Source organism: Natronococcus sp. A-GB7, assembly GCF_029688865.1.
Lineage (GTDB): Archaea > Halobacteriota > Halobacteria > Halobacteriales > Natrialbaceae > Natronococcus.
The window spans coordinates 28,014-40,408 of record NZ_JARUKV010000027.1 but is presented as its reverse complement, the minus strand read 5'-3'; the positions used below and the strand labels follow the sequence as shown (position 1 = coordinate 40,408).

Sequence of the window (12,395 nt, the reverse complement as noted above, 5' to 3'; positions counted from 1 at the left end):
GCGCTGACGTTCGGTGGCTACTACGGCTCGAGCGCGGCGCGGCGACGGTTACCTCGTTTCCGACTCGGGCGTCGCCGTGCTCGCCTCGATGAGCTGAATAAGCACGGAGGCGAACAGCGATCCCGCGCTCCAGATCGCCGTCTCGCTGTCGTCGTCGTCGACGACGCTCAACAGGAGACTGTCCTCGTCGGCGATCACGATCCGGCCCGAACGCTGATCGTCGTCGCGGTGTGCCGGCGGAACGGCCGTCGCAACGCCGTCGATCGCACCCAGGCGGTCCCGGACGGCCTCGTTTCTGCTGATGACGGTGATCGAGACGCCGTTGGTCGCTTGCTCCTCGAGGGTCCGTTCGATGTCGGGCGTAACGAGCTCCGTCAGGCGGGTCCCGAAGAGGATCTCCTCGTCGGCCTGCGAGAGGAGGTCGACGACGCGGTCGTCGACCCGATCGCGGCTCCGCACCGTCCAGATGTCCTCCTGGGTCTCCTCGGTCGTCGACTCCCGCGTGACCGAGTCGACGAACTCGAAGGCTCGCTCCCGTTCCTGCTCGAAGCGGTTTCGAAGCGTCTCCTCCGCCTCGTCGATACTGACCGGTCGATACCGGATCGGGCTCGACTGCTGGACCTCGAGCAGTCCCCGATCCTCGAGACTTTCGGCGACGCTGTACACCTGCGATCGCGGGACGTCGGTGACGCTCGCGACGTCGCGGGCGGTCCCCGACCCCAGCCGGTGGAGCGCGATGAAGACCTTGGCCTCGTAGCTCGTGAGGCCGAGTCGCTCGAACGCGTCGATGGCCTCGCTCTCGTCGTCGGTCACGGTTCGTCCTCCCCTGCGTGCTCGGGCGACGTGTCCGTTTCCATTTCGGTCCCGCCGTCGCTGGCGGCCGGCGTCGTCGCTCCCGCCCTCGAGCGATCGAACGAGACGTCCGGGCCGAAGTACCGCGTCCACAGTACGAGCAGCGTCGGCAGGACGATCACGCTCGCGAGGAACGAGTAGATGATCGTCATCCCGGTGATGATCCCGAACTGCCGCAGCGCCGGCAGGATCGCAAAGGCGAGGGTGCCGAAGCCGCCGACGGTCGTCGCGGCGCTACCCAGCAACGCACCGCCGGTTCCCGTCACGGTCGTCCGCATCGCCGACCAGACGTTGCCCTGGCGCTCGAGTTCGAGCGTGTACCGGGCGCTGACGTGAATGCTGTAGGCCACTCCGAGCCCGATGGTGAGGCTGGTGATCATCCCCGTCAGCACGTTGAACGGCATCCCGAGCAGGTACATCGTCCCCAGGATCCAGCTGACCGCGAACGCGACCGGGAGCAGGGTCACCGCCCCGAGGGTCGCGCTGTTGCCGGTTAGCTTGTACGCGACCGTCAGGAACGCGAAGACGGCCACGAGCGTGATCATGAGGCTCTGCAGGACCGTCTCGAGCAGGTCCTGTTCGACGATGTAGTTGACGATCGGATCGCCGGTGGCGAAGGCGTTGAGCTCGCCCTCACCCGCATCGAGGTTGCGCTCGTCACCCGTGCCGGCGGCGTCGAGCTCGCCGGCGATGGATCGCAACTCGGTGGTGACGTCGCCGACGTTTGCACCGCCGTCGGTCGCGACGATCAGCCGAGCCGACTCGTACTCGCCGCCGTCGGTCCGATAGATGACGCTGCTCGCTTCGTCCTCGTTGACCTCGAACAGCTCGTCGTACAGCGCCTCGACGTTCTGATCGGGAACGCCGTCGCCGTTCGTATCCGCGGCCTGGAACGACTCGTTGAACGACTCGTTCTCCGCGGCGGTGTCTTCCATCACCGACAGCGGCCCCCGAACGTCCGCCTCGCCGTTCGGCAGCGTGTAGACGACGTCGCTGTCGGCCGCCTCGCTTTGGGTCTGCTCGAGCCGTTGTAAGGCCCCGTCGTCGGTGATATCACCCTCGACTAATATCTGCGCCTGCGTGTCCTCGCGCTGGAAGTTGTCGTTGATGTACTCGAGGTCGTCGGCGGCCTGGTACTCGCCGGGCGCCATCGGTCCGGGCAGGTGTTCGGTCCAGCCGGGCGGACTCTCCGCGAGGAAGTCCTCCTCCTCGAAGCTGGTGTCGACCTGGGTCGCGCCGTAGACGCCGCCCGCCGTGAGCAAGAGCGCGGCGATCAGGACGATCACCGGGATCTTCCGGGCCGCCTCCGAACCGACCGTCAGCGCGCTCGTGAACCCGCCCTCTCGGGTCCCGAACGCCCGCTTGCGCCGATCCCAGCCCCGCGACTCGAGCAGCGAGTCGATCTCGACTTTTAGCGCCGGGATCAGGCCACCGAAGATGATCAAGGCGGCGACGATCCCGAACGCGCTAACGATGCCGAACTCCTGGATCGGAGCGATCGGACTCACCAGGTTCGCGAGGAAGCCGATCGCGGTCGTCGCCGTCACCCAGACGAGAGCGACGCCGACGCCGGCCAGCGCGATCGTCATCGAGCCGCGGACGGTGCTGGTCTCCCCGTCGGCCTCGCGCTGTTCTCGATGCCGCATGAAGACGTGGATCGCGTAGTCGATCGAGAGCCCGATCAGCAGCACGGGAACGGCGATCATCATCTGGTTGAACGCGATCCCCGCCCACCCCATGAAGCCGAACGTCCAGATCAACACGCCGCCGATCCCGACGACCCCCATGACGATGTCGAGGGGGTCGCGGTAGGCGATCGCCAGCGCGCCGACGACGAACAGCAGTGCCAGCGGACCGACGATCGCTAAGCTGTCGCCCATCGAGTTCTCGATCTCGTCGGTGATGATCCCGGCACCGAAAACGACGTACTCCTGTTCGTGCTGGGTCGCGAGCTCGCGGAGATCGAGCTGGGTCTCGAGCGTCGCGTCCATCTCGCCGCCCATCTCCATGTCGTCGCCGCCGGCCGTCTCCTGGCTGACGAGCGTCATTCGGGCGTCGGCTTCGGTCGAGCCGGGCTCGTAATCCGAGGGCATGAAGCCGAGCGCCGCCCCCTCGTTGCCGTCGTCATCCTCGTCCAGAACCTCCCGGATGAGATCCTCGAACTCCTCGTCGTCTAAGCCCTCGAGAGCCTCGATCTGTTCGTCGAGCGACGGCGTCTCGTCGTCCTCTTCGAACTCGTCCCAGGCCTCCTCGAGCGCCTCCGCGTCGTCGCCGAGCTGTTCGTACTCCTCCTCGAGGACGCCCATCGTCGCGCCGGCGTAGATCCCCTCGAGAGCCTCGTTCAGCTCCTGGTACTCGGGAATCTCCTCGGGATCGTCCGGTCGCTGCTCGATCGTCCAGCGGTTGGACTCGATCTCGCGGGCCTGCTCGGCGAGCTCCTCGTACTGGTCGGTCTGCTCGGCGTCGAGCTGCGCTTCGGCCGCGGCGTTCTCGATCGTCGCCTCGATTTCGGCCTCGATCTCCTCGGCCTCCGCGTCATCACCGGCCTCGGCGGCCGCCTCGTACTCGCGCTGGAGGTCGAGGACCTCGTCGAGCCCCTCCTCGAGCGTCGTCGCGCGGTCGTCGAGCTCGGACTCCCGCTGTTCGAGTTCCTGTCCGTCCTCTTCGAGCTCCTGTCCGTCCGCCTCGAGCGTGGCGGCGTCGGCCTCGAGCTGTGCGTACTCGTCCTCGAGCACGCCGACGGTCGCGCCGAGCGTCACCTCTTCGAGGTTCTGGGTCAGCTCCTGGTAGCCGGGGGCGTTTTCGGGATCGTCGCTCGCCTGTTCGATCCCCCATCGAGTAGCGTCGATTCCGAGTGCCTGATCGACGAACTCCTCGTACTCAGCGGTCTGCTCGGCGTCGAGTTCGGCCTCGGTCGCTGCCGCCTCGACCGTCGCGTCGATCTCGTCGTCGACCTCGGCGACGGCGGCGTCGCCACCTTCGTTTAGCGCTCCGCGCTGGATCGCGAGTGCCTCCTCGAGTCCGTCCTCGAGGGTCTCGCTTCGCTGCTCGAGGGCGGCTTCGCGCTCCTCGAGCTCCTCGCCGCGTTGCTCGAGCTCCTGTTGCTCTTCCTCGAGCGCTGCGGCGTCTTCCTCGAGGGCCTCGAACTCCTCGGCGAGGACGCCCACCGTGGCGCCGGTGTAGACCTCGTCGAGGGCCTCCTCGAGCTCCTGGTACTCGGGGAGCTCCTCGGGCGGCAACTCGGCCTGTCGCTCGAGGGTCCAGCGGTTAGTCTCGACTTCACGGGCGTCCTCGACGAACGCCTCGTACTCGTCAGCCTGGTCGGCGTCGAGTTCGGCCTCGTCGACCGTCCCGTCGACCGTCGCCTCGATCTCCGCCTCGAGCTCGTCGGCGGTCGCCTCGTCGCCGTCGGCCGACGCCTCCTCGTACTCGCGCTGGAGCTCGAGGACCTCGTCGAGCCCCTCCTCGAGGACGTCGCTGCGGTTCTCGAGTTCGGCCTCGCGGTCCTCGAGCTCCTCGCCGCGCTCCTCGAGTTCGTCGATCTCCTCGTTCGTGATCGCGGTTATCGCGAGGATGTTCTCGACGCCGGTGATCGGGTCGTCGTCGGCCAGCGTCGCGTTGATCGACTCGTTATCGCGGATCTCCTGTTGGAACTCGAGCGAGGTGATCAGCGACTCCTGTGAGAGAACGTTCCCGCCCTCGTCTCTGTGTATCAGCTGGACCGAAGTCGTGTTCTCGTCACCGTCCGCGGCGAAGTTGTCGTCCATCTCCTCGAGAGCCTCGGCCTCTGCGGACTCGCCCTCGAACTGATCGAGCGAGGAGTCGTCGTCGACCATCGGCATTCCCGCACCGACGAGCGCCGTGGTCAACAGCAACGCGACGATGACGATTTTGGAGTACGACGTAATCAGTTCCGAGAGCCGATACGGAAGGCTCATCCGCTCACCTCGGGAGTGCGGGCGGATCGGGTTGGGAGGGACATTCTGTTGTTACGATCCTACAAACTCGCCGCATATACCTGTTCGGATCTCCGAACCCGCGGTCGGCAGCACCGTCGCTGGTCAGAGAGCGCTGAGCGGAGGAAATTCGCGCCGTGAGCTACTCGATCGAGACCGTCGTCAGGTCCTCGGCGAAGCGAACGTCGCCGTCGTAGTGGGCGCCGATCGACTCGAGCATCTCCTCGTGGCGGCCCTCCGTGTGGGGGTAGAGATGCGTGAGATAGACCCGACCGATCTCCCGGCCGGCCAGTTCGCGCCCGAGCGTCTCGGGCGTCGGGTGGTTCGAGACGTCGACGTCGTCTGGAAACGAGCAGTCGTGAGCCAGGATCGCGGACCCTTCAGCGAAGTTCGCCAGTCCGGCGAACGCCTCGCTGTCGCCGCTGAACGTAAAGCGGTCGTCGAACCGGTAGGCGAGACACGGCAGCGAGTGACGGGTCTCGTAGGCCGAGACGTCGAACCCTGCGACCGAGAACTCTCCGGGGTGGACCTCCCGGACCTGTAACTCGAGTTTGCCCTGCATGTACTCGTGGACCTCGAGCAGGCCGTCGACCAGCGACTTGGTACCCTGTGGGCCGACGACCTCGAGGTGTTCCTCGCCGGCGAGCCAGCGGGCCTTCATCAGCGGCAGCAGGTCGGCGACGTGGTCGAGGTGATGGTGCGTCAACAGAACCGTCGAGACGCTCTCGTAGCCGACGCCGGACTGCTGGAGCCGGTGGAGGACGCCGGAGCCGCAGTCGACCAGCAGCGATCGGCCCTCGTCCTGGACGAGGAGCCCGGTCTGGAAGCGTTCGCCCGTGGGCATCGCACTGCCCGTGCCGAGAAAGGTGACGCGCATGTCCGACTCTGGGACCGCACACCCGATAAGGCTGGCTCTCGGTCGCCGCATCCGTCAGCGATTACTCGCTCGCCCGCGACGCTTCGGTATGCGCGCTGCAGTACTCGAAGCCTACGGCGAGCCCCTGTCGATCGAGTCGGTCGAGGGTCCAGAGCCCGATCCCCACGGCGTCGTCGTCGACGTTGATGCCTGCGGAATCTGCCGGAGTGACTGGCACGCCTGGAAGGGCCACGGCGAGTGGGCCGACGATCAGGTGCCGATCGGACAGATCCTTGGTCACGAACCCGCCGGAACCGTCGCCAGCGTCGGCGACCGCGTCGACCGATTCGAGCTCGGCGACCGCGTCGCGATCCCCTTCAACCTCGGCGAGGGCGCCTGTCCGCAGTGTCGGAACGGCCACGGAAACGTCTGTGAGGACGGCTACGCCCTGGGATTCGAGGAGACGGTCCCCGGCGCGTTCGCCGAGCAGGTTGGCGTTCCACACGCCGACTTCAACGCCGTCGCGCTTCCCGACGCGGTCTCGACGACCGAGGCAGCCGCGCTGGGCTGTCGCTACGTCACGGCCTTCCACGCGCTGGCCCACCGTGCCGACCTCGCCGCCGGCGACTGGGTCGCCGTCCACGGCTGCGGGGGGCTCGGCCTCGCAGCCGTCCAGATCGCGGGCGCACTCGGGGCCAACGTCGTGGCGGTCGACATCCGCGAGGACCCCCTCGAGCTGGCGACCGAACTGGGCGCCGACGCGACGGTGACCGCGGGCGACGGCGTCGACGTTCCGGCCGAGGTCGAGTCCGCGACGGACGGAGGCGCCCACGTCTCCGTCGACGCGCTCGGCCGCGCCGAGACCTGTCGGAACAGCGTCGACTGTCTCCGCACCCGGGGGACCCACGTCCAGGTCGGGCTCACCACTGACGCCGAGCGCGGCGAGATCGCCCTGCCGATGGACGAACTCACCCGCTGGGACGTCACGGTCGTCGGCTCGCGGGGGATGCCGCCCTCCCGGTACGACGAACTGCTCCGGCTGATTGCGTCGGGTCGGCTCGAGCCCGACGCGCTCGTCACGAGGGAGGTCGGGCTCGAGGATGTCTCGGATCGGCTCGCGGCGATGTCCGACTACGAGACGCGGGGCGTCGAGGTCGTCACCGACTTTTAGCGGGGTTCGCGGTGCTACCGATCGACCCTGCCGCGGGCGCTGATCGTCCTGTCGGCTGGAATAAACAGGAACCGGTCGTACGTCCCCGCGTACGATCCGAGCAGCGGTTCGTGGGTAGCCGTCTCGATCCCGACGACGGGAGGATCGTCCGAGACGTACCGGTCGGCCGCGTCGTTCGGATCGTAGACGGCGAAGACGACGTCGTCATCGTTCGCGTCGTAGTCGTACAGCAACACGTAGTGACCGTTGAGGACGTCCGCGCCGGAGATCGTTATCCCGGCAGATCCGAACTCGTCGATCGCGGCGCGAAGGTGGCGCTCCTGGGCCTCGTAGTCGATCCAGTCGGGATCGAGAAGCGCCCACCGCCGAAGCCACGACTCGGCGTCGAGGAACTGCTGGCGGTGGAACCGCTCGATGTCGTCCCGAACCGGCGCGGCTGCGTCGTCCTCGAGCGGTTCGTTCACGTGTTCGATCTCGCTGGCGGACTCGCGCTCGAGCGGGACAGCCGTCGGTTCCTCGCAGTACCACTGCGCGGTCGCGACCATTCCGTAGCAGTACCCCCTCGTGCCGAACAGTCGATTGGCGTTCGCGTAGAGTTCGTCGACGACCGTCCGGAGCCGGGGTCCCGAGCTGGCCTGCAAGGTGTCGGTTACTCGCGTTCCAAGCGGGGTCTCGAGCCGGCCCGTCAGCTCCTCGCGGAGGTCGCGTCTCGAAACGAACTCCGTCGGCTCCGGCGGAACCGGCGGCGTCGCGTAGTTATCGAAGCCGAACGCGTCGGCGCGAGGGTCGAACTCGAGTCCGTCGGCCACGGCTCCGGTGTCCGACGTCGACCTCGATCGCTTCAGCGACGCCGCCGACAGCGCGCCGACGCCAGCCGACAGCGAGAGACCGCAAAGCAGAGCGCGTCGAGTGATTCGAGTCATAGTTTCGGAAACCTTCGAGGCGAGTTCGAGCCCGTCGACCGCTCGAGTGCGGCTGCAGTACGTCGTCGCGGACGACTCCTGGCGGGCCGAAACTCCCGATCCGGGATTGCGGTTCACGTCGTTGCGCGACGCGGTTCGTCTCTTTCTCGCACCGAACGGGCAGATATACGTGGGACTTGCAGGTGCAGACATCTGATCTCGACTGCCAACCGCACCACTTTCACTCCGCTGGCCAAACCCTCTTACACCGCGGCCTCCCAGGTCGGGGTGATGGACGGGACCGACGGGCTCGAGTTGCCGCTCGCCGACGAGGAGTTGCCCTTCGATCCGGACGCCGCCACGATCGAGGACCGCGACGTCTTCGAGCTGCTCGAGCCCGCGGTCCAGCAGTGGTGGCTCGAGGAGTTCGGCGAGTTCGTTCCCGAGAACGATGGCTTCTTTACGCCGCCCCAGAAGGGTGCGATCCCGAAGATTCACGGCGGGACGAACACGCTGATCTGTGCGCCGACCGGTTCGGGCAAAACGCTGGCGTCGTTTCTCTCGATCATCAACGAACTCTATCGACGCGATCGGGAAGCCGAGGCCGCGGCGACGGACGAGTCCGCCGGCCTCGAGAACTCCGTCTACTGTCTCTACGTCTCGCCGCTGAAGTCGCTGGCCAACGACATCCACCGCAACCTCGAACTCCCCCTCGAGGGAATCGAGTCCATAGCGGAGGACCGCGCGGCGCGTGGCGCCGCGGAAGATCCGGGCGGTGAAACCGCGAGGAACGGCGAGGACGTCGGCGAGATCCGCCACGCCATCCGCCACGGCGACACCCCCTCGAGCGAGCGCCAGAAGATGCTCGAGGAGACGCCCCACATCCTGAATACGACGCCGGAGACGCTCGCAATCCTGCTGAACTCCCCGAAGTTCCGCGAGAAGCTTCGCACCGTCGAGTACGTCATCGTCGACGAGATCCACTCGCTGGCGGGCGGGAAGCGCGGAACCCACCTCTCGGTGAGCCTCGAGCGACTCGAGGCGATGGCCACGGGCGAGATCACGCGTATCGGCTGCTCGGCGACGATCGACCCGCTCTCGCAGGTCGCGGAGTTTCTGGTCGGGCAGAAGGAGCCGAGGGGCGCACCCCGAGAGTACGAGATCGTCGACGCCCGCTTCGCCCGCGAGTTCGACATCGAACTCGAGTCGCCGACCGACGACCTGATCCACACCCCCCGCGAGGTCGTCCAGGACCGCTTCTACGAGATGCTCCACGAGCACGTGCAGAGCCACACGAACACGCTCGTCTTTACGAACACCCGGTCGGGCGCCGAGCGGGTCCTGCACAACCTCCGGGAGCGCTTCGACGCCTACGACGAGGACAATTCGGGCTGTCACCACGGCAGCCTCTCGAAGGAGGTCCGCCAGGACGTCGAGGGACGGCTGAAGAGCGGCGACCTCGAGGTGGTCACGTCCTCGACCAGTCTCGAGCTGGGGATCGACATGCCACACGTCGATCTCGTGGTGCAGGTCGGCTCGCCGAAGTCGGTCGCCGCCCTGCTCCAGCGGGTCGGACGGGCGGGCCACCGCGTCGGCCAGACCGTCACGGGCCGGGTGATCGCGCTGGATCGGGACGAACTGCTCGAGTGTGCGGTCATGTTGAAGAAGGCCGAGGACGGGTTCGTCGACTCGGTGTCGATCCCGCGCAACGCCCAGGACGTCGCCGCCCAGCAGGTCTACGGGATGGCGATCGCCGAGATCCGTCCCGAGAGCGAGGTGAGAGGGATCCTCGAGCGTGCGTACCCCTATCGCGAGTACGGCGACGAGGAGTGGGAGTCGCTCTGTCGGTACCTCACCGCCGAGTACGCCGGGCTCGAGGAGAAGAACGTCTACGCGAAGATCTGGCGCGACGAGAACGACCCGCCCGGCGGAGAACACCACCACGAGGGGTTCCCGGTCGGCGAACCCCTGATCGGCAAGCGCGGCCGGCTCGCCCGGGTGATCTACATGACCAACATCGGGACGATTCCCGATTCGTTCACCTGCGACGTCCACACCCGTGCGAGCGACGAGTGGGTCGGCCAGTTAGACGAGAACTACCTCGACACCTTAGAGAAGGGCGACGTCTTCGTCCTCGGCGGGAACCACTTCGAGTACCGTTACCGCCGGGGGTCGAAGGTGTACGTCGACCACACGAGCGCCCGGCCGACGGTCCCCTCCTGGTACTCCGAGCGACTGCCGCTGTCGTACGACCTGGGCTGTGAGATCCTGGCGTTTCAACGCCAGCTGCTCGAGCACTACGCCGAGGGCGGCCCCTCCCGCGTTCGCGGTTGGCTGCGCGGGTTTCCGCTGGACGACGACAGCGTCCGGGCGATCGCGCGGTTGTTCGACCACCAGCTTCGGTACGCGGGCGTCGAAAGCGTCAGCACCGACGAGCGACTCGCGATCGAGGTCGAACGCGACCGAAACGAGTACGAGCGCCACTACTACGTCCACTCGAACTACGGGCGGAAGGTCAACGACGGCCTCTCCCGGCTGCTCGCGTACCACTGCGCCCAGGAGGCGACGGCCAACGTCAAGGTCGCCGTCGCCGACAACGGGTTCGCCCTCTCGATGCCGCTGAACCGCAAGATCGATCTCGAGGGGATCCTCGACGACCTCGATCCGTCGACCGTCCGCGAGGAGTTGCGCTCGGCGCTCGAGGGCACGGACCTCCTGCAGCGGTACTTCCGGATCAACGCCACGCGGGCGCTGATGATCCTCAAACGGTACAAGGGCTACGAGAAGTCGGCCAGCGAGCAGCAGGTCTCGAGCGAGATGCTGCTGGGCTTCGCGCAGGACCTCGAGGAGTTCGCGGTGATCGAGGAGACCTACCGCGAAATTCTGGAGGACAAGCTCAACGTCGCCGAGATCGAGGATATCGTCGCGGCGATCGACGCCGGCGAGCTGGCGGTCGAGCGCCAGCTGCTGGACTCGCCGACCCCGCGGGCGTTCGGACTGGCGACCCTGTCGGCCAGCGACGTCGTCCTCGCCGAGGACGAGAGTGCCGCCCTGCAGGCGTTCCACGAGCGCGTCCTCGAAGAGATCGGCGAGGAGTCGCTCGGGCGGCTCTCGACGGAGAACTGAGAAACGCCGAGACGGGCCCTTACCAGCGGCAGTTAACAGTGGAAGCGGTCGCGTCACCTACGACGGGGCGGACGGGTGACCGATCGACCGATTCGCTCGCTACTCCGAGCCGTTGCGCGAACCGAACACGTAAACAGTGGAAACCACGTTAGTAGGAACCATGAGCGACGACCCCCCGAACTGGGAGTTCAAGGACCGCGACATCGCGATCCTCTGTGAGCTCGCGGAGGACCCGCAGCTCTCCTCGCGGGAGCTGACCGACGTACTCGAAGCCGACTACGACATCGACGTCTCCCACGTCACCGTCAGCGAGTCGATCCGACGGATGCGCAACGAGGGCGTCTTCCGGGAGGCGATCATCCCCAACGAGGAGTACTACATCTTCGCGCTGTTCGAGTTCAAGTTCAACACCGACGGCTTCGCCGACGGCTGGCGCGAGGCGATGGAGCACATCCGCGAGGACAAACACACCCTGTTTTTCTTCCTCTCGGACGGCGAGTACCAGTGGAAGACGGTGATGATGTTCCGGAACCGCGAGCAGGTCTCCCGGTGGATCCACGACTGCTACACCGAGTACGGCAACGTCATCGCCAACGTCCGCAACTCGGCGGTCCACAACGTGCTCAAGTTCCGGACCGATCCGGAGATCTACGAGGACCTCGGCGAGGAGTACGACGCCTCCTGACGAAGCGACCCCTCGAGTGGCGGCCTCGAGCCCGTTCGTCGACGACCGAGCTCACGCGTCGACGAGCTCTCGCAGCCGCGGGAGTACCTCGGTCACGTCCTCGTGGCGGACCACGTCGGCCGTCTCGTCACACGGCGTCGACTCGAGGTTGATCACGCCGACGGTCGCGCCGCTCGAGGCGGCCTGCCGGGGCAGGGAGGCCGCGGGCTCGACGACCAGCGAGGAGCCGATGGCGAGAAAGACGTCGCTCTCGCGGGCCAGCGACTGCGCGCGCTGGATGACGGCGCCCGGAAGCCGTTCGCCGAAGAGGACGACGTCGGGCTTGTAGACGCCGCCGCAGTCGCAGGTCGGCGGGAGCTCGCCGTCGGTGGCCCGCGCGAAGATCGGTTCGCCCTCGCGACGTCGACCGCAGTCGGTGCATCGGACCCGGCGGGCGTTGCCGTGGAGCTCGAGGACGGAGCCGTCGCCGTCGACGTTCGGCGCGTCGGTCTCGCCGTCCCGAACGGCAGCTGCGGCGTCCCGGTGGAGACCGTCCGTGTTCTGAGTGCAGACCGCGTCGAGGGAGCCGTCCCGCTCCATCGCCGCCAGCGCCTCGTGGCCCGCGTTGGGTTCGTACTCGCCGCCGAACATCGCCTCCTGGAGCTCGAGGCGATCGGTCCAGAACCCCTCCGGGTCGCTCCGGAAGCGGCCGTAGGTGAACTGTCCCTCGTCGAAGCGGTCCCAGACGCCGTTGTCGCCCCGGAACGTGGGGATTCCCGAGGGCGCCGAGATGCCGGCGCCCGTGAGGACGGCCGCGGTGTCGGCGTTCCGAATCGCCTCGGCGAGCGTCTCGAGGTCGTTCATAGCG

Annotated in this window: 8 protein-coding genes; 3 read left to right on the top strand and 5 right to left on the bottom strand. The window is 67.1% G+C overall.

Features of this window, described 5'->3' with window-relative positions; translation table 11 throughout:
• Positions 1-48: 48 nt before the first annotated feature.
• From QA609_RS20030 to QA609_RS20020, 3 genes are all read right to left on the bottom strand, one after another.
• Positions 49-813, bottom strand: a complete 765-nt coding sequence (locus QA609_RS20030; protein ID WP_278304397.1) for a helix-turn-helix domain-containing protein — start codon at positions 811-813, stop codon at positions 49-51.
• A complete protein-coding gene (locus QA609_RS20025; RefSeq protein ID WP_278304396.1) occupies positions 810-4,790 on the bottom strand; it encodes an MMPL family transporter in 3,981 nt (1,326 codons plus the stop codon). The genes QA609_RS20030 and QA609_RS20025 overlap by 4 nt, the downstream gene beginning before the upstream one ends.
• 160 nt (positions 4,791-4,950) lie before the next feature.
• On the bottom strand, positions 4,951-5,685 hold the full coding sequence (locus QA609_RS20020; protein WP_278304395.1) for an MBL fold metallo-hydrolase: 735 nt from the start codon (positions 5,683-5,685) through the stop codon (positions 4,951-4,953).
• Between the two features lie 88 nt (positions 5,686-5,773).
• Between QA609_RS20020 and QA609_RS20015 the strand changes: the two genes are divergently transcribed.
• Entirely contained in the window at positions 5,774-6,835 is a 1,062-nt protein-coding gene (locus QA609_RS20015) for a zinc-dependent alcohol dehydrogenase family protein (protein WP_278304394.1), read from the top strand.
• A 14-nt stretch (positions 6,836-6,849) separates the two neighbouring features.
• Here the strand turns inward: QA609_RS20015 and QA609_RS20010 are convergent, their stop codons facing one another.
• Positions 6,850-7,758 (bottom strand): hypothetical protein, encoded by a 909-nt coding sequence (locus QA609_RS20010; RefSeq protein WP_278304393.1) that lies wholly within the window; start codon positions 7,756-7,758, stop codon positions 6,850-6,852.
• 270 nt (positions 7,759-8,028) lie between these two features.
• Between QA609_RS20010 and QA609_RS20005 the strand changes: the two genes are divergently transcribed.
• Positions 8,029-10,863 (top strand): ATP-dependent helicase, encoded by a 2,835-nt coding sequence (locus tag QA609_RS20005; RefSeq protein ID WP_278304392.1) that lies wholly within the window; start codon positions 8,029-8,031, stop codon positions 10,861-10,863.
• 160 nt (positions 10,864-11,023) lie between these two features.
• Positions 11,024-11,548: a winged helix-turn-helix domain-containing protein gene (locus QA609_RS20000; protein ID WP_278304391.1), complete on the top strand. Its 525-nt coding sequence runs from the start codon at positions 11,024-11,026 to the stop codon at positions 11,546-11,548.
• A gap of 51 nt (positions 11,549-11,599) precedes the next feature.
• Here QA609_RS20000 and QA609_RS19995 read toward each other — a convergent pair whose 3' ends face one another.
• Entirely contained in the window at positions 11,600-12,391 is a 792-nt protein-coding gene (locus tag QA609_RS19995; protein ID WP_278304390.1) for an NAD-dependent deacylase, read from the bottom strand.
• Positions 12,392-12,395: the final 4 nt, after the last annotated feature.